Annotated in this window: 15 protein-coding genes; 9 read left to right on the top strand and 6 right to left on the bottom strand. The window is 66.8% G+C overall.

The window, feature by feature from the left end; all coding sequences use genetic code 11:
• Positions 1 to 138 precede the first annotated feature (138 nt).
• The 5 genes from ACQR1B_RS13685 to ACQR1B_RS13665 all read right to left on the bottom strand — a co-directional run bounded on the left by ACQR1B_RS13685 (position 139) and on the right by ACQR1B_RS13665 (position 4,351).
• Positions 139 to 576, bottom strand: a complete 438-nt coding sequence (locus ACQR1B_RS13685) for a type II toxin-antitoxin system VapC family toxin (RefSeq protein ID WP_434832929.1) — start codon at positions 574 to 576, stop codon at positions 139 to 141.
• The gene (locus ACQR1B_RS13680) at positions 573 to 857 is read right to left on the bottom strand and encodes a type II toxin-antitoxin system Phd/YefM family antitoxin (RefSeq protein WP_434832928.1); all 285 of its coding nucleotides are present in this window, start codon (positions 855 to 857) and stop codon (positions 573 to 575) included. Before ACQR1B_RS13680 ends, ACQR1B_RS13685 begins: the two co-directional genes overlap by 4 nt.
• A 72-nt stretch (positions 858 to 929) precedes the next feature.
• Complete coding sequence (locus ACQR1B_RS13675) at positions 930 to 1,694, bottom strand: substrate-binding periplasmic protein (protein ID WP_434832927.1); 765 nt, start codon at positions 1,692 to 1,694, stop codon at positions 930 to 932.
• Positions 1,695 to 1,922: 228 nt separating this feature from the next.
• Positions 1,923 to 2,324: a c-type cytochrome gene (locus ACQR1B_RS13670; protein WP_434832926.1), complete on the bottom strand. Its 402-nt coding sequence runs from the start codon at positions 2,322 to 2,324 to the stop codon at positions 1,923 to 1,925.
• Between the two features lie 305 nt (positions 2,325 to 2,629).
• Positions 2,630 to 4,351 (bottom strand): pyrroloquinoline quinone-dependent dehydrogenase, encoded by a 1,722-nt coding sequence (locus ACQR1B_RS13665; RefSeq protein ID WP_434832925.1) that lies wholly within the window; start codon positions 4,349 to 4,351, stop codon positions 2,630 to 2,632.
• A 1,815-nt stretch (positions 4,352 to 6,166) separates the two neighbouring features.
• Between ACQR1B_RS13665 and ACQR1B_RS13660 the strand changes: the two genes are divergently transcribed.
• From ACQR1B_RS13660 to ACQR1B_RS13625, 8 genes are all read left to right on the top strand, one after another.
• Entirely contained in the window at positions 6,167 to 7,492 is a 1,326-nt protein-coding gene (locus ACQR1B_RS13660) for a DUF3422 domain-containing protein (protein WP_434832924.1), read from the top strand.
• A 277-nt stretch (positions 7,493 to 7,769) separates the two neighbouring features.
• Entirely contained in the window at positions 7,770 to 8,462 is a 693-nt protein-coding gene (locus ACQR1B_RS13655; RefSeq protein ID WP_434832923.1) for a DUF2848 domain-containing protein, read from the top strand.
• Positions 8,463 to 8,790: 328 nt separating this feature from the next.
• A complete protein-coding gene (locus tag ACQR1B_RS13650; protein WP_434832922.1) occupies positions 8,791 to 9,945 on the top strand; it encodes a glycosyltransferase in 1,155 nt (384 codons plus the stop codon).
• 27 nt (positions 9,946 to 9,972) lie between these two features.
• Entirely contained in the window at positions 9,973 to 12,270 is a 2,298-nt protein-coding gene (locus ACQR1B_RS13645) for an exopolysaccharide transport family protein (protein WP_434832921.1), read from the top strand.
• A complete protein-coding gene (locus tag ACQR1B_RS13640; protein WP_434832920.1) occupies positions 12,267 to 13,424 on the top strand; it encodes a glycosyltransferase family 4 protein in 1,158 nt (385 codons plus the stop codon). The genes ACQR1B_RS13645 and ACQR1B_RS13640 overlap by 4 nt, the downstream gene beginning before the upstream one ends.
• Positions 13,425 to 13,488: 64 nt before the next feature.
• Positions 13,489 to 15,009 carry a lipid II flippase MurJ gene (locus ACQR1B_RS13635; protein ID WP_434832919.1) on the top strand — a complete coding sequence of 507 codons (1,521 nt, stop codon included), beginning with the start codon at positions 13,489 to 13,491 and terminating at the stop codon, positions 15,007 to 15,009.
• Positions 15,006 to 16,028 carry a polysaccharide deacetylase family protein gene (locus tag ACQR1B_RS13630; protein WP_434832918.1) on the top strand — a complete coding sequence of 341 codons (1,023 nt, stop codon included), beginning with the start codon at positions 15,006 to 15,008 and terminating at the stop codon, positions 16,026 to 16,028. The genes ACQR1B_RS13635 and ACQR1B_RS13630 overlap by 4 nt, the downstream gene beginning before the upstream one ends.
• Positions 16,021 to 17,202 (top strand): glycosyltransferase, encoded by a 1,182-nt coding sequence (locus ACQR1B_RS13625; RefSeq protein ID WP_434832917.1) that lies wholly within the window; start codon positions 16,021 to 16,023, stop codon positions 17,200 to 17,202. The genes ACQR1B_RS13630 and ACQR1B_RS13625 overlap by 8 nt, the downstream gene beginning before the upstream one ends.
• A gap of 3 nt (positions 17,203 to 17,205) precedes the next feature.
• On the opposite strand, the gene ACQR1B_RS13620 is transcribed toward ACQR1B_RS13625, so the two are convergent.
• Positions 17,206 to 18,390 (bottom strand): glycosyltransferase family 4 protein, encoded by a 1,185-nt coding sequence (locus tag ACQR1B_RS13620; protein WP_434832916.1) that lies wholly within the window; start codon positions 18,388 to 18,390, stop codon positions 17,206 to 17,208.
• A 132-nt stretch (positions 18,391 to 18,522) separates the two neighbouring features.
• Between ACQR1B_RS13620 and ACQR1B_RS13615 the strand changes: the two genes are divergently transcribed.
• The gene (locus ACQR1B_RS13615; protein WP_434833127.1) at positions 18,523 to 19,743 is read left to right on the top strand and encodes a hypothetical protein; all 1,221 of its coding nucleotides are present in this window, start codon (positions 18,523 to 18,525) and stop codon (positions 19,741 to 19,743) included.
• Positions 19,744 to 19,899 lie beyond the last annotated feature (156 nt).

Raw genomic sequence — 19,899 nt, 5'->3', positions numbered from 1 at the left:
GAGTCCTGTGGGGGCTGGGCAGACGGGGGGTGGGTAGGGCCATCACGGATGGCGGAAAGGCCGGGCATTTATGGTCTACCACGCGCAGCGTGACAACTGCGTGGGCTGCGGCCGGGGTCTGCGGAACCGGGGCTCGCGTCAACCGGCGTGCGATCCATCCGTCCAGGGATTGAACAGGCGTGTGCCGGTGGCCACGAAGTCCTTCACGTTGCGCGTGACCAGCGTCAGGTCATGCACGAGGGCCGTCGCAGCGAAGAAGCCGTCCATCACCGAAAGCGCGACGCCGCTTCGGTGGCTCGCGGCCATCAACTCGCCCCAGCGCTCCGCCACGGCCAGGTCGATCGTAAGAATGCGATCAGCAAAACGCATTGGAAGATCGTGATTCAGCCAAGCTGCCAGCGCCGTGCGCCGTCGGCCTGGATCCATCAGCTCGATGCCACGCTTGAGTTCGGCGATTGAAGCCGCACTGATGAAAACCCGGTCTTCATCCACCGCATCGAGCCAACCGATCACGCGTGTATCAGGTGCGGGACGCCGAATCTCGGATAACACGTTGGTGTCGAGCAGCAAGCTCACAGCTCAACGTCGCGCGGCTTGTCGTGCGTGCGATCAAGATCGACATCAGCGCCACGGAGCGGCGATGCCAGCAGGAATTCGGCGAGTGTCCCCTTGCGGGCGGTCTTGCGCGACCATTCCTCTGCCGAAACCACCACGACCGCCGGCTTGCCGTTGCGGGTGATGACTTGTGGACCGGACTGAGCGCGGTCGACGAGTTCAGACAGCCGCGCCTTGGCGCCGGCAAGCGTCCAGGCCCCCTTCTCGGGAGGTGCAGCGGTCGGCGATTTGGGGGCTTTCATAGGCGCCCTTATGACTAGAATGACTAATTTGACTATATAGGGGCCATTGCGTTCCGAGCAAGTTAATGCCGGCTATTTCGGCGCCTGCAGCACCACGCCGTAGCGGCCGTAGATGCGCGCCACGGTGCCGTCGGCGCGCAGGCGCGCCAGCGCCGCCTCCATGGCCTCGCGCAGGGCGTCGTCGGGCCGGACCATGCCGATAGCGACGTTCCAGTTGAGATTCGGCTCGGCGTCGCTGGCTGCGATGAGGCGGACCGCCTTGTCGGGATGGGTCTGGTTGTAATAGGCGGCATTCGCCGGCGTCACCGCCGCGGCATCGATCTCGTGATTGGCCAGTGCGTCGAGGCTGTCGATCTCGAAGCCGAAGGTCGACGTCGGCACCCGACGCTGGCTGATCAGCATCGCCGCGACAGACCCGACCTGCACGCCGACCTTGGTCGTGCGGTCGAGGCCGGCGAAGGAGGTGAGCGGGCTCGCCGCCGGCACCGCCAGCGCCACCCCCGTGTGATAATACGGCCTGGTCGTCTTCAGCCGGGTTTCGCCCACCGCCTCCGGATCGGCAATGACATCCATCACGATGTCGCAGCCGGCGGCGCGGAGCTGGTACATGGTGATGATCCAGTCGAGCCGCAGCGAAACGCCGAGCTCGCGCGCCAGCGCCTGGCCCATCTCGACCTGGAAACCGGGCGGGTCGCCGGCCTTGCTGGCGAACGGCAGCGAATTGGGATGGGCGCACAGCCCGATCTGGCCGAGCGAGCGGATCGCGTCGAGCGAGCGCGCCTCCGCAGCGCCGATCAGGCCGGCCATGGCGACGAGCAGCGCGAGCAGTCGTGTCATGTGGTGCTCCCCAACAGGATGACTCTCATCTCAGTCTTCGCCTCGACGCGGCCTGCCCCGCCCACGGCAACCGCATGTGATGATCCAAGCTCGAGCCAGTCTCCCTCCGCGCGGTCATGGCCGGGACGGAGCCCGGGCATGACGATGTGGAGACGGTGAGACGAATAACTCAGGTTGGTCATATGCGAAGCCCCGGAGCCGCACACGACGGCTTGTGACGCTGTAGGACTAATCCGGCTTCAAGGCGCGGATGTAGACGATGATCGCGTCGATCTGCGCGTCGGTGAAGGCTTCGCCGAATGCCGGCATCGCGCCGGGCTTGCCGAGCTTGATGCGGTTGCGCAGGAAGTCGTCGCTGCGTGGCGAATCCATCAGCTGCGGGCCCTTGCCGGCGACACGTCCGGCGTCGGAGTGGCACCAGCCGCAGGTCGATGCGAATAATTGCTGGACGTCGAGCGGCTCGGTGTCCGACGCCGCTGCGGCAGGCTGCGCAAAGGCCAGTGCGGCGCCGGCCAGCACGGCGGCCATGATCGTCGGCCGCAGCGCCGCGGGCATGCCGGTTCGCGGCACCATTCCGATCGCCGCCCCCGCCATTGTCGTCAACGCCACTCCGAACAATTCGAACCTCATCAAAGCCAATCTCATCAAGCAGATCCGATTCAGTTGCACCCAACGTGCAGGGCAGAGGGCACCAGGGCTATCGCATGTGACGATCGGAGTGGTGCGCCCGATCGCCCCGCATCGTCATGGCCGGGCTTGTCCCGGCCATCCACGTCGTTCAGTACGCTGAGAAGCACGTGGATGCCCGGGACAAGCCCGGGCATGACGGAATAACTAACTGCCAGGATTGTTCGTCGCGACAGCCCGTATCTCCATATGCGCTAGCCCGGCGAAAGCCACGGGGACCGGCATGGCCGGCCCCCGCGATCCCATGCCTATTTCAGGCTGTAGACGATCAGCGCGCCGTCATCCCTGGGCATGCTCTTGTAGACGCCGCCGAAGGTCGGCGCGTAGTCGTCGGCCGCCATGCCGCCGAAGCCGGCGGTGATGGCGATGTACTGCTTGCCGTTGACCGCGTAGCTGATGATGCCGCCCTGGTGGCCGGTGCCGTCGGAGTGGTTCCACAGCTCGGTGCCGCTCTCGGCGTCATAGGCGTGCACGGTGCCGCGCGAATCCGGCACGAACACGAGATTGCCGCCGGTCGAGAGCACGCTGGCGAGCGGCGGCTCGGGGAAGCGCACCTCCCATTTCTTGGCGCCGGTGACGGGATCGCGGGCGTCGAGATGGCCGTAGATCTCGCCGCTCGGCGGTTTCGCGATCGCGAAGTTGGCGCCGATGTTGAGCTGCGCCTGCGGCGCCACCACCGGCGTCGTCTTGACGATGTCGAGCGTCATGCACCATTCCTGGCCGAGCTTGTAGTACAGGCCCGTCTTCGGATTATACGAGCCGGCGTTCCAGCTCACGCCGCCGGAGATGTGCGGGCAGAGCGGCTCTGAGACCTTGCCGGCGGTGAAGTCGCGGCGTCCGATCAGCTCGCCGGTCTTGGGATCGATATTCTTGACGAAGTTGCTGTTCTCGGTGATGCGCCAGACGTTCTGCACCTTGGCTTCGCGGTCGTAGACGAAGATGTAGCCGCTCTTGTTGGGGTGCACCGTCAGCTTCTTGCCGTCGCGATCGAGCATCAGGAATTCGCCGACCGCGCTGTCGAAGTCCCAGGCGTCGTGCGGCAGCTCCTGGTGATGGAATTTCAGCTTGCCGCTGTCGACGTCGAGGCCGATCACCGACGACGTGTAGAGATTGTCGCCGGGGCGCGCGCCTTGCGTCTTCCAGTCGCCGCCCGACCAGTCGTAGAGCGGCGCCGGGTTGGCGGTGCCCCACCAGATCGTCGAGGTCTCGCTGTCATAGGTGCCGGGCATCCAGCCGCCGCCACCGCCGGTGCGCCAGGAATCGTTGCCCCAGGTCTTCTGCGCGTCGTCGGTGCCCGCGACCGTCAGGAACTCCCATTTCTTGGCGCCGGTCGCAGCGTTGACGCCGAAGATCGGGCCGCGGCCAGGCCATTCGCCGCCCTGCGCGCCGATCACGACGTTGCCGTTGGCGTAAAGGGGAGCGCCGGTGAAGCCGACCGTCAGCTTCTGGCTGTCGAGCAGCTTGGTTTCCCAGGCGAGCTTGCCGGTCTTCATGTCGAGCGCGATCAGCCGCCCGTCCATGGTGCCGACGAACACCTTGCCCTCGCCGATCGCGACGCCGCGATTGTAGGGCGAGTGGGTCTGGCGCGCGACCAGCGCCTCGTCCAGCTCCGGGAAGTACGACCAGATCACCTCGCCGGTGGCGCCGTTCAGCGCGAACACGCGGCTGTAGGAGCCGGTGTAGTAGAGCACGCCGTCGGCCGCCAGCGGCATCGACTGCAGGCCGCGGGTGGAGCGTCCGGGAATGTGGATCCAGGCGACGCCGAGATTGCCGACATTGCTGGCGTTGATCTGGGCCAGCGGGCTGTAGTGATAGGATTTGTAGGAGCCGTGGTAGGTCAGCCAGTCGTTCTGGCCGCCGGATTCGATGCGCGCCGTATCCACCGTCTGCGCCAGCGCCGCCGACGCTGCGAGCGTCGTCGTGATGGCGAGCGCGATCGGCGCAGCCAGCCGTTTCGGTTGCTTCATCATGGCACTTTCCTCCGCTTCGTTTTTGATTTTTGGCGACTGCATTGCCGCAGTTCCCCTCGGCCGGCCCGTCTTGCTGCGACCTACGCGCCGCGTTTCGGCATGACGAGCGACCCGCTCAGCCTAACGTCGATTTCTCCGGCTGTGAATGCACGGGCGGGAAGTTCTCCCGACCCCGGCGGGCACTCGTCCCGCATCCGCATCGGCACTGCAGCAAGCCGGATTGCGCCAGCAGAGGCCGCCCAGCGCCGCTTCGCATGGCGGGAAACCGAGCAGTGCGATGCGATCGCCGGCATTTGCCGCGCTTGCAGGCGGGCTCTGCCGCCGCCTGGTGTGCAGCAGCGCTGCTTCCGGCGATGCTGCCTGATCGCAGGCGCAAGACAAAAAATGAGACTGCGCGTCAAGGTGCGGTGCGGCGGCGCTCAGCATCAATTCGGTCGTCCTGCGCGCATGATCCCTGGCGCCACTATGCGTGGTCGATGACGTCATCCAGAAGATCAGGGACCGCACCATCACAGGCTATGTCTCCGATCCCTAGAGATAGCCTCGCTCGCGCGCCGCTTGAGCGTGCTGCTTGGAGTGAGAGCGCTGCGTAGTTCGTATGGTCGCGACGGACGAACCTGCCAATCAGTTGTGCGTCATGCCCGGGCTTGTCCCGGGCATCCATGTCCACCCGGGCCCGCTGACCGACGTGGATGGCCGGGACAGGCCCGGCCATGACGGCGCGGAGAGAGATGGCAACACCACGCGCCTCTGCGTAGCTGCGATATCCTCGCAAGTCCTCGGACTCCTAAAAAATTCCCCTTGCTCTTTTTCCGAAATCATGCTCTACTCCCCGCCATCCCGTCCTCATGCAGAGGGGCGTACGCGTCGTCACGATACGTTGAGGCGGGGAGCGGTGGCCGCGGGCTTGTCAGGTGCTGATGCGCTGGACGATTGGCAGTTCGCGGACGTTCAAGCCGTGTGGTCCTGGCGCCCCGATGCTGGCGCCAAGTTCGTTGCGATGCGAGCCGTGACAGGCCGTGTAGCAACTGACGACGGGGGCAAACAAGCCCGGTCCCCGGGGAGAGCGCGGAGCAGACGTTAGACCCATCGCGCAGGGAGGGCCGGGTCGTCCGGCTGACCTGTGGTACCTGCCGCCTGCAATTTTTTCCGCAGGCGGGCCACAGGCCTCGGTCGAGGCCTGGCCTTCCCTGCGCCCTCGGCATTGCCGGAGGGTTTTGGTGCAGATGATCTCGGGTGCAGCAGCGCCGCGGGAGGTTTTGGCGTGTCTGTTCGTGGTCGGAGGAGGCGTTACGCGTGAGTATCCGAACGGATGATGCGAGTCCAAGGCTGTGAGTCGATCCGTTGCGCCATCGGCGGTGCGCTCCCTCGCCCCGCTCTTGCGGGGAGAGGGTCGGGGTGAGGGCCGCCGCACGGGTGGTGCATGTGAGGGAGCTGACCTGCGAGTCCGATGGAGCTGCGATGTGGCCTCGTCTGTGCCATCCCACCCGGATTGCTGCGCAATCCGACCTCTCAGCGAGAGCGAAGCTCGTCGCGCCCCCCGCAGAAGAGCGGGGAGAGGTGCACCGCCCGCGCCGCGTGATTTGGGCCAAAGCGACACCCGGAACGGAGGACCCTGCGACATCGCTTGCTGCCCACCGCCGCAGCCGTGGCGCCGTCATCGAATCGCGCTACAGTGGCGTCACACACTCACAGCCGCGGGTCGGCAGAGCGGCAACGGACGTCAGGGGGGATGCACGGCATGGCGGGAGTGATCAATTCGGGCGCAGCGCGATCATCTGCGCCGGGTCGCGCTCTCGCCGGCGGACGCTGCCGATGACCGCGCTCGACCTCTCCGCCTTCACGCAACACGGCCTGCGCGAGAGCGTGCTCAACGAGGTGCATGCGCGGCCGTTCACGCCGCTGACGCAGCCGGTGCTGGTGATTCGCTTCGCCTTCATGGCCAAGGATGATAGCCCGGCGGCCGATCGCGCCAGCCTCGCCGCGTTCTGCGCCCAGCATGGCGCGCCGCCGCCGGAGCTGGGCGCCAAGCATCACCAGGTCGATCTCGGCCCTGTCAGGCTGCGCTTCGAGCAGCATTCGGAATTCGCCACCCTGACCTGGATCTGGAGCCCGCCCGCGGATTCAGGCCCGCGCCGCTTCGGCACCGTTGCGCCCGAGTTGCAGGCGCTGATCGCGGCGCTGCCGCAGGCCGGCGAGCTGCTGGTCGCGGTCAAGCTCGAGGTCGAGGCCGTGCCCGATGCGGTGGCGCGCGCCGAGGAGATCTTCGACAAGAGCAGCCTCGCCGTGGTGTCGATCAAGGGCGGCAGCGGCGCGGTCGCCTCCGACTTCCGCCTCGACGACGACGGCTTCACCCGCATCCTGGTCTGCGCCGACGGTGCGACGCCGGAGCGGCTCGGCGCGCTGGTGCAGCGCGTGCTGGAGCTCGAGACCTACCGCACTCTGGCGCTGCTCGGCCTGCCGGCGGCGCTGGCGCTGGCGCCGTCGGTCGACAGCAGCGAGCGCCGGCTCGGCGAGGTGCTGGCGGAGATGCAGGGCGCCGCGACGCTCACGCTCAACAATCATCTGCTCACCGAACTCACCGAGCTCGCCGCCATGCTGGAGCGCGGCGCCACCCGCACCCTGTTCCGCTTCGGCGCCAGCCGTGCCTATTGGGATCTGGTCCAGGCGCGGCTCAGCGTGATCGAGGGCGAGCCGATCGCGCCCTATTCGAGCTGGTCGTCGTTCCTCGCCCGCCGCATCGCGCCGGCGATGCGCACGCTGAATGCGCTGGAGCGCCGCCAGTCGGAGCTGTCGCGCCGGCTCGCGCGCGCCGCCGATCTGCTGCGCACCCGCGTCGACGTCGAGCTGGAGGAGCAGAACCGCGACCTGCTGCGCTCGATGAACGAACGCACCAAGCTGCAGCTGCGGCTGCAGAGCACGGTCGAGGGCCTGTCGGTGGCCGCGATCGGCTATTACGTCGTCAGCCTGTTCGGCTATCTCGCCAAGGGCGCCCACGACACCGGGCTGCCGGTCGAGCCGACGCTGGCCACCGCCGCCTTCGTGCCGGTCGCGATCGCGCTGATCTGGTTCACCACCCACCAGATCCGCAAGCGGCACCTCAAGGAGGACCATGAGGCGGAGAAGGCGGCCGAGGAGTGAGCGCGACGCGCGGCCGTGCGTCGAGACCCCCGCCCGCGGCAAGCCCTCAGCACGGGGACTTGCTTTGCCTCTCCATGAGCACGCGGCTGATGACCAACCTGCTGTGCCGATCTCGGAACCCGAACCTCATGGTGAGGAGCGCCGCGCCCATTCTGTCAATTCGAGGTAGCGTCGTCGATCGCGGCGCGTCTCGAACCATGAGGCCCCAATTCGCCGGCTTGCCAGCGCGCTCCGAGGCGGCTAAGCGGCGCGCTGGTCATGAAGAGGTGATGCGACGATGAGCGGCACTCGAATCGAATTCCTGGTTCACACTGACGGCACAGCGGCGCGGCAGCAGGTCACGCTGAACCGCCTCGTGATCGCCGGCTGGACCGGGCGCGATCCGGTCGCCCGCGACAAGCACATCGCCGAGCTGGAAGAGCTCGGCATTGCCCGTCCGGCGACGACGCCGATCTACTACGAGGTCGCGGCCAGCCGGCTGACGACAGCCGACCGCATCGAGGTCAGCGGCGGGGAATCCTCCGGCGAGGTCGAGTTCGTGCTGGTGAAGGCGGGCGGCCGGCTCTACGTCGGCGTCGGCTCCGACCATACCGACCGCAAGGTCGAGACCTACAACATCACCGTGTCCAAGCAGATGTGCGACAAGCCGGTGGCGCCGGAGCTGTGGCTGGTCGACGACGTCGCCGCGCATTGGGACCAGCTGATGCTGCGCGCCTATGCGACCATCAAGGGCGAGCGCGTGCTGTACCAGGAAGGCGTGCTGAGCGGCATGCTGGCGCCGTCCGACCTGATCGCGCGCCGTTACGGCGAAGCCGGCCTGCCCGAAGGCACCGCGATGTTCGGCGGCACCTTTGCAGCCCTGGGCGGCATCCGCCCCGCCGACCGCTTCGACTTCGAGCTGGTCGATCCGGTGCTGAACCGTGTCATCCGCCACGGCTATGCGGTCGAGCGGTTGCTGATCGCCGGCTGACCGGGGCCTCGCGCGATCACGATCCCGTGCGGCGAGGGCGTCGCGCGTGAGCGTCGCCGCGGCAAGGGCCTGTTAAGCAAGACGGCCTAGGGTGTCGGAGTGTGCCGAAGCGGGACCACCGCGCCTCGGGCGTTCGCGTCCGGCACGATGATGTCGCGACATGAGACGCCGAGCGGCTGGCAAATCCTTAACCGATCCCTACTTGATCATGAATTATTCGACGGGTCGGAGGACAAGGGCGATTAACTAGAAGTTTAGGAATTGGTTTGTGCGCGTGGATACCTCCCTTAAGGGTTTTATTAAATACCCCGGGAATTGGGAGAGCACGATGCGCGTCGCGATCGTCCACGATTGGCTTTACGTTCTGGGCGGCGCCGAGAAGGTTTTGCAGGAGGTCTTGCGCTGCTATCCCGGCGCCGACGTGTTCACGCTGTTCGACCTGCTCCGCCCCGAGGATCGCGCCAGGCTGGGTTTCGAGACGTCGACCACCAGCTTCCTGCAGAACATGCCTTTGCTGCGGAAGTATCACCGCTCCTACCTGCCGCTGATGCCGCTCGCGGTCGAGCAGTTCGATCTGTCGAGCTATGATCTCGTGATCTCGTCGAGCTGCGCGGTCGCCAAGGGCGTGCTGACCGGGCCGGAGCAGGTCCACATCGCCTATGTGCATTCGCCGATGCGCTATGCCTGGGACCTGCAGCACCAATATCTCAACGAGAGCGGCTACGCGACCGGCCTCAAGGGCCTCGTCGCCCGCGCGTTGCTGCACAAGATGCGGATCTGGGATGCACGCACCGCGCACGGCCCCGACGCCATCTTCACCAATTCGCAGTTCGTCGCCCGCCGCATCAAGAAGATCTACGGCCGCGACGCCAAGGTGATCTATCCGCCGGTGACGATCGCGCAGCGCGACGCCATTCTCCCGGTCGGCAACCACTTCCTCGCCGCCAGCCGGCTCGTTCCCTACAAGCGCATCGAGCCGATCGTCCGCGCCTTCAACACCATGCCGGATCTCGAACTGGTCGTGGCCGGCGACGGCCCGGAAGCCGCCAAGCTCAAGGCCATCGCAGGACCCAACGTCAGATTCGCCGGCTTCGTGCCGGACAAGCAATTGCGTGATCTCATGACCACCGCCCGCGCCTTCGTGTTCGCAGCCGAAGAGGATTTCGGTATCGTCCCGGTGGAGGCGCAGTCCGAAGGCGCCCCGGTTCTGGCGTTGGGCCGCGGCGGCGCGCGCGAGTCGATCCTCACGACGGGGCCGCGCCCGACCGGCATGTTCTTCGATACGCCCGAGCCCGCGGCGATCGCCGCCTGCGTGCGCGCGTTCGTGGCCAGGGAAAAGTCGATCTCGCGTCTCGATTGCCGCCAGCGCGCCGGCTTCTTCTCGGCCGATCGCTTCCGCAGCCAGTTCGTCGCGGCGGTCAACGAGGAACTCGACCATTTCCGTGCCGGCCATCAGGGCCGCGCGACACGTTTGATTGCGTAGTGTTCATATGTGGTGTGAGTGCTGATCATGAGGCAGGCGGTCTTCAACGAGGCCTTGTCCGGCTTTGACGCCGTCGCCCGAATCTGGCGCCGCCGCGGCGTGTTCGCCATCGTGGCCGGTGCTGTGCTCGCGCTCGCCGTCATCGCGTTTGTCGTGCTGCCGGTGCGCTATCTCGCCACGGCCTCCGTCATCATCGCCGAGCAGGAACCCGGCGCCAACACGTCGGCGGCGTGGGCGCAGAAGATCGGTGATCCCGCCGACATGGAAAGCCAGCTGCTGGTGATCCGCTCGCCGCGCCTGTTGCGGCAGATCATGTCGTCACCGGGCGTCGTGGACGCCGTGGTCGGCGAATGCGAGCGCGGCCGTCTGCTTGGTTCGGCGGAGGCGTGCCAGCGCCTCAAGACCGATGTCGGCGCGTTCATCGATCATGTCGAAGGCCGCTTCAGCGTCGCCTCCGCGGGCCGCTCGCGCGTCATCAACATCTCCTATCAGTCGAGCAGTCCGGAGGCGGCGCAAACGCTGGCCAATGCGCTGACGCAGACCTTCCTCGAAGACCAGCGCACCGAAGGCGCCAACAGCCGCGAGGTCGCGAGCTCCTGGCTGTGGCAGGAATTGAAACAGCTCGACCAGCAGCTGCGCGAGGCCGACGACAAGATCCAGAAGTTCCGCCGCACCAAGGGCCTGATGCGCGGCGCCAATGCGCCGATCTCGTCGGAGCGGCTGACCAGCATCGGCCAGCAATTGTCGCAGGCGGAGGCCGCGCGCGCCGACGCCGCGGCGCGGCTGCAGGAGATCAAGTCCGAGCAGGAGCGCGGGCCGACCGACGCGCCCTCGGTGCTGCAGAGCCGCACCATCGCCGACCTCAAACAGCAGCTGACGATGGTCAGCGCGCAGCTCGCCAGCGCGGCCGGCGTGCTCGGGCCGAAACATCCCTCGATCCTGGCGCTGACGCGCGAGCAGACGATCATCCAGCAGCGGCTGGTCGACGAGATGCAGTCGATCGCGGCGAGCGCGCAGAAGACCTTCGACGCCAACACGGCATTGGTGAATTCGCTCAAGAAGCAGATGGACACCGCCAAGGCCGAGGCCGGCTCGGCCACCTTGGACGAGGCGTCGATCGAAAGCATGGTGCGCGACACCGAGATCAAGCGCCAGCAATACGCCGAGCTCTACAAGAAGGCGAGCGACCTCGAGACCGAGCGGCGCGTCCTGCGCGGCAGCACGCGTCTCGTCAGCCTCGCCGAACTGCCGAGCCGGCCGTTCTTCCCGAAGAAGATTCCGTTCCTCGCCGCCGGCGTGACGCTCGCGATCATCTTCGGCGTCGGCGCTGCGCTGCTGGCTGATCAGTTCGGTTCGCCCGCGATCAAACCGTCCGCCACGTTCGGTCCTCCGCAGCCGGCGCCGCCGCCGGTCGTGGCCCCGGCCGTCCGTGACGAGATTGCGCCCGACATCGATGATGCGCCGGCGAGCGTTCCCGATCTGCCGGAACAGGCGGAACAGCCAACCGTGTCGGACGAACCGCCGGCACCGCCCGAACGCAGATCTCATCTGCCCAGCGTCGCGGATGTCTCGATTCTCGCCTGCCTGCCGCGGTTGAAGACGCTGCGGCAGATGTCGGCGCTCGGCGCCATCCTGCAGGGCCATCAGCCGCTCGCGATTCCCCAGTTGTTGCGCCTCGCGTCGGAGGACGGTGAATTCCAGCATACGCTGCACGATCTCGTTCAGGAACTCGGACTCGATCGGGCCGCGCGGCCACAGCGCATCGCCGTGACCTCGCCAGAGTCGGGCGACGGTAAGACGGCGACCCTCTGCGCGCTCGCCGAGCATCTCACAGCCGCGGGATCTCGCGTGCTGCTCGTCGAGTGCGATCTCGCGCATCCGGCGTTCGCGCAGGTGATGGCGCTGCCGCCCGACCGAGGATGGCTGCGTGCGCTCGAACACGGCGCGTTGCCGCGTGAGGAAGTGCTGACCACCGAGCATCCGCATCTGGACGTACTGCCGATCGGCGAAGCGACCGGCTCGGTCGGCGACATTCTCGAAGCGATCAATCTCGATACGCTGCTCTCCGGCCTCGGTGACTACGACGTCATCCTGGTCGATACGCCGCTGCCGGCGAGGGACGATTTCCTGGCAGGCATCGACTGGGCGATCGTCTGCGTGCGCAGTGATCGCTCGCTGATCGAGCCGGCGGTTGCCACGGTGAACAAGAGCAGGTCGCTCGGAGCGGCCGGCGTCGGCATCGTCGTCACCATGGCCGAGGCCGAGCCGCGCTCCACGAGCGTGGGGCATGTGCAGACCGTCGCAGTCTATGCCGAGGCCGGATGATGCCGCGCGAACGCGTTCTGTTCGTTGATCACACCGGACAGATCGGCGGCGCCGAACTGATCCTGCTCGACGTCGTGCAGGGCCGCAATGATTCATCGGCCTTCCTGTTCGAGCAGGGGCCGCTCGCCAAGGCGCTGGCCGAGCGCGGCTTGTCCGTGATCACCTCGCGCTGGGGCCTTGGCCTGTCGCAGTTCCGCCGTGACAGCTCGTGGCTCAAGGCCTTGCCGCTGGCCGGTGGCCTGGCCGCGATCACCGTCGAACTGGCGCGCGTCGCGCGCCGGCACGACGTCGTCTACGCCAATTCGCAGAAGGCCTTCGTGCTGGCCGCGGTCGCCAACCTCTTCGCGCGCAAGCCGCTGATCTGGCATCTGCACGATATCATCAGCCCGGCCCATTTCGGCGCGCTGCAGCGCCGGACGCAGGTGTTTCTCGCCAACCGCTTCGCGGCGAAGGTGATCGTTCCGTCCGAAGCGGCGGCTGCGGCCTTCATCGATGCCGGCGGCCGGCGCTCGCTCATCGAAGTCGTGCCCAATGGCCTCGCCGTCGAGCCGGTGCCGATGTCACGGCACGAACTGCGGCAGCGTCTCGGCTTGCCGCCGGGAGCGTTGGTCGGCGTGTTCAGCCGGCTCGCGCAGTGGAAGGGACAGCACGTCCTGATCGAGGCACTGGCCCGATTGCCGAATGTCCACGGCCTCATCGTCGGCGATGCGCTGTTCGGCGAGCAGGACTATGCGGCTGAGCTGCGACGGCAGGTCGCCGATCTCGGCCTCGGCGATCGCGTTCACTTCCTCGGCCATCGCGGCGACGTGCCGCTGCTGATGCAGGCGGTGGACGTGATGGTTCATCCTTCGATCGATCCGGAGCCGTTCGGCCGGACTTTGGTGGAAGCGATGCTGGCCAGGGTGCCCGTGATCGCGACGGATGCGGGCGCTGCACCGGACATTCTGGAGCACGGCCGCGCCGGCATGCTCGTGCCGCCCGGTGACGCACGCGCCCTGGCGGAAGCGCTGGACGCCGTCCTGACCGAGCCTGCGATCCTGGAGCCGCAGCTCGCCTATGCGTCGCGTCGCGCACGCGCGCATTACAGCCTCGGGCGTATGCTGGAATCGATCGGACTGTTGATCCGCAATGTTCGCGCGGGAGCGGCGGTGTGAGCACGATCCTCACATCTGCGCCGACCGAGCGGACGGGAAGCTTGTCCCGCCTGGAGGATGCGGCATGAGCGCCTCCGGACCTTCCCTCCGGCGCTTCAGCGCCCTTCTGATCAGCGGCGCACTCGCCAGCAAGATGCTTGGCTTCGGGCGCGAAGTACTGATGGCGCATGTGCTCGGCGCCTCGCTCATCGCCGACGGCTTCCGTGGCGCCATGGCGGCCGTGCTCATTCCGCTCGCGTTCCTGCAGAACGAGAGCGTGCCGGCGATCATGATCCCGATGCATCGCGAGGCGCTGCAACGGTCGGATGCGGCGCGCAGCCTGGGCGCGCTGACGATCGTGATCGGCCTGGTGTCGCTGCTCGTGACCGCGATCATCCTGCTGCTCGGCGAGATCTGGGTGAACGCCGTCGTCGGCGGCTTCTCGGCCGAGGGGCGCGAGCTCACCTTGCATTTCGTGCGCATGATGGCGCTGGGCATGCCGGCCTCGGCGGTGCTCAACGTGCTGGCCGCCGGCGAGATCGCGCTCGGACGGACGCGGCTGACCAATGTCCGCGCCAGCCTGCTGAACGTCGCGGTGATCGGCGGCATCGGCCTGCTGGTGCTGACCGGCGATGCCTACATGCTCGCCTGCGCCTTCACCGTTGCCTTCAACGGCCTTGCCGCCTGGGGCCTGTTGTCGCTATGGCGCGAGGGCGAGCTGAGCTTCTCCGGTCTGACCGCCCGCATGGTGGCCGACAAGGGCATCGAATTCTTCCGTCGGCTGCGCGTGCTGCTCGCCTTGCCGCTGGCCGAGCAGGGCAATGTCTGGATCGAGCGCTTCACCGCGTCACGGCTGACCACGGGCGCCGTCGCCTCGCTTGACTACGCACGGTCGCTGACGGAAAGCGCGCTGCTCCTGATCAGCCAGCCGCTCGGCATGGCCGTGCTGTCGCAGCACGCCCCGAGCGATCCGCGCGCCCAGACCGAGGCACTGTTGCGGCCGCTGCTGGCCTTGACCCTGCCGGCCTCCGCGTTCCTGCTGGTGTTCTCGACGGATATCGTCCGTCTGATCTATTTCCGTGGCGCGTTCGGCGATGAGGCGCTGCTGCTGACGTCGCATGCCTTGAAAGGCATCGCCTGCGGCGTCTGGGCCGCGACGCTCGGCTGGATTCTGATCCGCCTTCTCAACGGTGCCGGCCGCAACGGCGTCGCGGCGCTGATCATCGTATCGGCCTATCTCGCCAACATGGGCTTCAATCTGCTGATCCCGCTGTTCGATCCATCGCCGGCGGCCGGCATGCAACTGCTCGGGATCGGCGAGGCGATCCGCAGCGCCGTGCTGCTGTTCGGCGTGGTCGTCGTGCTCGGCGACGCGCGCAAGCTGCTGTTCGTGATCGGTCTGGCCCTGCTGCCGGCGGCGCTGATGGCCATGCTCGGCCTTATGATCCAGAGCTCGGTGCCGGGCCTGCTCCCGCGGCTGTTTGCGGGCGGGATGGCCTATCTGCTCTGCCTGGCCTTTGCGATCGGGATTCTGCTGCCGGCCTTCGTCGGCACGGCGCTGCGGCAGGTCCGTCGCACGTTCAACATGAAGGGAGAGCTGAGTTGACCCTGTTGGCCGTCGCTGCAGCCAAGGCCATGATGGCCTCCAGTGCATTCGTCCTGCCATTCGCCAAGGCCGCCGACCGCGTGCTCGGTCCGCGCGGATGCTGTCTGACGTTTCATCGCACGGCGCCGGCCGAGCTGTGGGAGCGTCTGCCGAACCGCGACTTCTATGTCGACGCCGATTTTCTCGATCGGTTTCTCGGTTATATCCTCGACCAGGGTTGGGATGTCGTGACCATCAGCGAGGCCCTGCGCCGGACGACGAGCGGCCAGCCGTCCGGCCGCTACGTGAATTTCTCGATCGATGATTGCTATCGCGACACGTTCGAACTGCTGGTGCCGGTGTTCCGCAAGCACGATCTGCCGGTGACGCTGTTCGTGACCACGGGCATCCCCGACGGCACACTGCCATTGTGGGCGGCGGGCCTGGAAGATGCGCTGCTGCACAGGGATCAGATCGCGGTCGATGGCGAGACGGTCGCATTGACGAGCCTGGAGCAACGCCGCGCGGTTTTTGCGCAGATCGCATCCCGGTGGGATGGTCCGCAGGCGGCCGGCTGCTACGCTTCTTTCTGCGCGGCCAACGACATCGATATCGACGCGATGCATTGGAAGCATGCGATCTCCTGGGAGATGCTCGAAGCGCTGGCGCCTGATCCGCTGGTCGAGATCGGTGCGCACACCGTGTCGCATGCACGTATCTCGTCGTTGTCGCCCGGAGCTGCGCTGCATGAGCTGGCTGACGCGCGGCTCCGTCTGAACCAGCGGCTCGGGCTCGATGTCCAGCACTTCGCCTTTCCGTATGGACGGGCGGCCGATTGCGGCCCGCGTGACTTTGCACTGGCGCGGCAGGCGGGATTTGCCAGTGCTGCGACCACGCGCAAGGGTCTGGTCAACACTGGCCAGGATGCATTCTCGATCCCCCGCAACACCATGAATGGCGCGCATCGCAGCTTCGCTGCGATGGAGCTGCATCTCACCGGCCTGAGCGGCGCTGCAGCCAAGGTGATGGGCCGTGTCTAGCCGCCGGCGTTTGCGGATCGTTTCGATTGCGCATCCGGCGACCAGCAGCGAGGCCGGCCGGCTGCGCTACCGCCATCTCGCGTCGCGGCCCGACGTCGATCTGCATCTCGTTGTGCCCGAGGTGTGGAAGGAGTTCGGCCGCACCATCGTTGCTCCGCCGTCGGACGAAAGCTTTGCCGTCCATCGGCTCCCGATCCGGCTCGCCGAGGCCGGGCCGATGAAATGGTATCTGCATTTCTATCCGGCGCTGCGCCGGCTGCTGCGCGAGCTCGACCCCGACGTCATCCATCTCTGGGAAGAGCCGTGGAGCATCGTGGCGCTGCAGGCGCAGCTGCTGCGCGGCCGGGCGGCTGTCGTGCTCGAGGTCGATCAGAACATCCTGAAGCGGTTGCCGCCGCCGTTCGAGACGATCCGTAAATTCGTCCTCGGCCGCACCGATCATGTGTTGTCGCGCAGTCCGGAAGCGACGCGGGTCGTGCAGGCGCGCGGCTACAGAGGTCCGGTGACGCCGATCGGCTATGGCGTCGATCTCGTGACCTTCACGCCGGCGGATGCGCAGCTGCCGAAGAATTCAAGCGCGCCTTTGCGGCTCGGCTATGTCGGCCGTCTCGTGGTCGAGAAGGGGCTGGACGATGCGCTGGAGGCGCTGGCACGCAGCAATTCGGCGGCCACGCTGAGCATCATGGGCGAGGGCCCGCACGAGGCGCAGTTGCGCCAGCGGGCGCAGGAGCTCGGCCTGCGCGATCGCGTCGATATCCAGGGCTGGGCTTCGCCCGCCGCGGTCGCAGCGTTCCTACGCAGCCTCGACGCGCTGCTGCTGCTGACGCGAACCACGAACGCAGTCCGCGAGCAGTTCGGCCGGGTGATCATCGAGGCGCAGGCCTGCGCCATTCCGGTGATCGGATCGACCTGCGGTGCTATCCCGGATGTGGTCGGAGACGGCGGCTGGATCGTGCCGGAGCGGGATCCCGAACGTCTGGGCGGGTTGTTCGACGATCTCACCGCCGATCGGGCCGAACTCCGGGTGCGATCACAGGCGGCGCGGGCGAATGCGCTCGAGCGGTTCACTTACGATGCGGTCGCAACGGCGATCGAAGCGGCCTGCCGGGCGGCCGACCAATCGAGGAATGCGTCAAGGACGCTTCGGCCGCAACGACTGCAGGCGAGCCGGTAGAGCCTAAGCCTTCGCCGACAGCGCCACGGCCGATTGGCGCGGCTCGCGCTTGGCGGCATCGATGCGCCTGAGCAACTCGATGTATTTCAGCCCGACCTGATCCCAGCCATAGGCTTGCGCGGTCGTGTGCGCTCCCTCCCCGAGCCGCTGCATCAGCGCAGGATCGGCGAAGGCCGCAGTGATCTTTACTGCAATGTCCGAGGCATCCATCTGGATGCGGAAGCCGTTGATGCCGTCGTGGAGATAGTCCTCGATGCCGCCGACCGGCGTCGCGAACACCGGCACCGCGCAGGCCATCGCCTCCATGCACACCAGCGAGAACGTCTCATAGCTCGTCGGCAGCACGAACGCATCGGCGGCCGAGTAGAGCGCCGGCATGTCGGACCGCGAGCCGGCAAAGATCAGGCGATCCCGCGCCTTGCGCGCAAGCTTCCTGTAGGGGGCGGCGTTGTCCGAGCCCACGACCAGCAGCCATACGTCGTCGCCGAGCTTCTCCAGCGCGCCGACCGCATGCGCCAATCCCTTGCGGCCGAATTCGTGACCGACGAACAGCAGCACGCGCGCGCCGGCCGGAATGCCGAATTCATGCCGGATCGCCTGGCCGCCCGGCGCGTCATGTTTGAACCGGTCGAGATCGATGCCGTTGGAAATGACATGGATGCGCGCGGGCGGCACACGGTAGAAGCGCTGCAGCTCGGCGGTCACCCGCTCGGACACGGCCACGAACGCCCGATAGCGCAGGCCGCCGATCATGAAGCGGTCGCGCAAGGCGACCCAGAGATGCATGGGATTGAGCATCCAGCGCCAGCTGCCGGCGGCGCGCTTCTCGGCCAGGCTCTGCGCGTTGACGGCGTGCACGACCAGCATGTCGCCCTTGAGGCTGTCACCATGGCTGATGACGACGGCGTCGGGATGACGCGCGAGCGCCCGCGTCGCCGCCAGCGTGAACAGCGGCACCACGATCGCCCGGCCGATGTGACGGAAAAGTCCGCGGGTCGGGATGCGCGCGAGCCATGGCGCGACCCGCTCGACCCTGATCGATTGTTCGAGATTCTCCGCGACCGCGCTTGCGAGCACGACATTCGATAAACCATTCCGGCCGAAAACGCGCGCTAGCTCGATGGCGACGGTTTCCACGCCGCCAGCGTTGCTTATCTCCTGTACGACCTGGACGATCTCAAAACTCATTACGGAAATCTATGGGACCAGACATTGCGACTTCGTTCCAATCTGCTGTTCATTAGCATAGTGCTGTTAACGATTGGCTCGGCCCCGCCGGGCATTGCCGATGATGTGAACGGCGTCGCGATCCGCGAGCGGATGGGCGGCGGAAATCTCGTGACACATCTCGCCGGCAAGAGCGCCCAGCTCTACCAGGCGCTTCACGGCGTCGGCGCCAGGATGGGCCGGATGGATTCCTACGGCTGGCGGACGCTCGCGCGGGTGCCGACGCCGCGCGATTTCGACGCCGCCATGCTGGAGGCGCACAGGAACGGCATCACGCCGCTGATCCTGCTCGAATATGAAGGCAGCTATCAGACCCTGAACCCGCCGCAGCCGATCGGGTCCTATCAGGACTGGTTCGCCGCGGGGCAGGCGATGGCCAAGCGATTTCGCCCCGGCGGCGACTGGGGCCAGGAAAACGGCATTCCCGACTGGGGCGCGACGATCTTCACCGCGATCAACGAGCCCGACGTACAGGCCTCGATCCCGCACAAGGACTATCACGACGCGCTGGCCGGCCTTGCCGATGGCGTCCACAGCGTCGATCCCAGGCTGCGCGTCGTGCCCGGCGGTTTCGCCACCTGCAATTCGCATGGCGACGCGACCTTGCGCGGCTATGGGCCGGCGATCGCCGACCTGCTCGCGGACGGTCGCCTCGACGGCATCGACCTGCACACCTACTACAACGATCGATGGTATCCGATGACCAGGGGGCGCGCCTTCTCGGTGCAGACCTGCTTCGATCGCATCAAGCAGGCGATGGGCCTGAGCCGCAACGTCAACTTCTACACCACCGAGTTCAATGTCGCCCGAGCCGGCGCGTGGGAGAGCGAGCAGGTCGCGGCCAGATTGTTTCTGAATGCGATCTGGGATCAGCTCGCCGTGGTCGGGAAGGATGGCCGGTCGCCGGTCTCGGTCGTGGCCTTCCCCTGGAATCTCGGCGACACGCCTGATGTCGATGGCCTCGCCTATGCCATGGCGGCCGGCAAGAGCCCATGGGTGCCGGAGGCGCGCAGTCTCGTGATGAAGACGGTGCTGCAGCTTGCCGGCCACATGAGGATCGTGTCGATCGACCGGCGGCTCGCGCTGTACACGTTGAGCGGAGCGGATGCCGACCTGATCGTCTGGCAGAACATCGCCGGCTGGACCGAGTGGCCGGGCAGGGCCGTCGAGATCGAGTTGCCGGCGTGGGCGCGCAGCCTGGAGGTCTGGGGATGGGATGGCCTGCAGCGTCGCATCGACGTGACGCCGGGCCGCTTCTTCGTCGACGGACTCGCGGCCGACGAGACCTACATGTTTCGCGTGCCGAGACCGTGACGTCATCGCAAGACGGTGACGCACCAACGCGGGTCTCGTACATTTCGTTAACTGAAAAGTAAGGCCGGCACGACGTGGTTCACTGCCACCCGACCATTTTACGATAATTGCAGTCACGACGGATTTGTCAGGCGGCGCGCGCGGGGCCTCCCTTGG

Origin of the sequence: Bradyrhizobium oligotrophicum, assembly GCF_051168495.1 — a bacterium.
Lineage (GTDB): Bacteria > Pseudomonadota > Alphaproteobacteria > Rhizobiales > Xanthobacteraceae > Bradyrhizobium > Bradyrhizobium oligotrophicum_A.
The sequence above is the reverse complement of the archived record's forward strand: the minus strand, read 5'-3'. Positions and strand labels throughout refer to the sequence as shown.

Bases quoted from the DNA above. Each gene is read 5' to 3' on its own strand.
- ACQR1B_RS13680 (WP_434832928.1), bottom strand. From the start codon at position 857: ATGAAAGCCCCCAAATCGCCGACCGCTGCACCTCCCGAGAAGGGGGCC.
- ACQR1B_RS13675 (WP_434832927.1), bottom strand. From the start codon at position 1,694: ATGACACGACTGCTCGCGCTGCTCGTCGCCATGGCCGGCCTGATCGGC.
- ACQR1B_RS13670 (WP_434832926.1), bottom strand. From the start codon at position 2,324: ATGAGGTTCGAATTGTTCGGAGTGGCGTTGACGACAATGGCGGGGGCG.
- ACQR1B_RS13665 (WP_434832925.1), bottom strand. From the start codon at position 4,351: ATGATGAAGCAACCGAAACGGCTGGCTGCGCCGATCGCGCTCGCCATC.
- ACQR1B_RS13660 (WP_434832924.1), top strand. From the start codon at position 6,167: ATGACCGCGCTCGACCTCTCCGCCTTCACGCAACACGGCCTGCGCGAG.
- ACQR1B_RS13655 (WP_434832923.1), top strand. From the start codon at position 7,770: ATGAGCGGCACTCGAATCGAATTCCTGGTTCACACTGACGGCACAGCG.
- ACQR1B_RS13650 (WP_434832922.1), top strand. From the start codon at position 8,791: ATGCGCGTCGCGATCGTCCACGATTGGCTTTACGTTCTGGGCGGCGCC.
- ACQR1B_RS13645 (WP_434832921.1), top strand. From the start codon at position 9,973: ATGAGGCAGGCGGTCTTCAACGAGGCCTTGTCCGGCTTTGACGCCGTC.
- ACQR1B_RS13640 (WP_434832920.1), top strand. From the start codon at position 12,267: ATGATGCCGCGCGAACGCGTTCTGTTCGTTGATCACACCGGACAGATC.
- ACQR1B_RS13635 (WP_434832919.1), top strand. From the start codon at position 13,489: ATGAGCGCCTCCGGACCTTCCCTCCGGCGCTTCAGCGCCCTTCTGATC.
- ACQR1B_RS13620 (WP_434832916.1), bottom strand. From the start codon at position 18,390: ATGAGTTTTGAGATCGTCCAGGTCGTACAGGAGATAAGCAACGCTGGC.
- ACQR1B_RS13615 (WP_434833127.1), top strand. From the start codon at position 18,523: ATGGGCGGCGGAAATCTCGTGACACATCTCGCCGGCAAGAGCGCCCAG.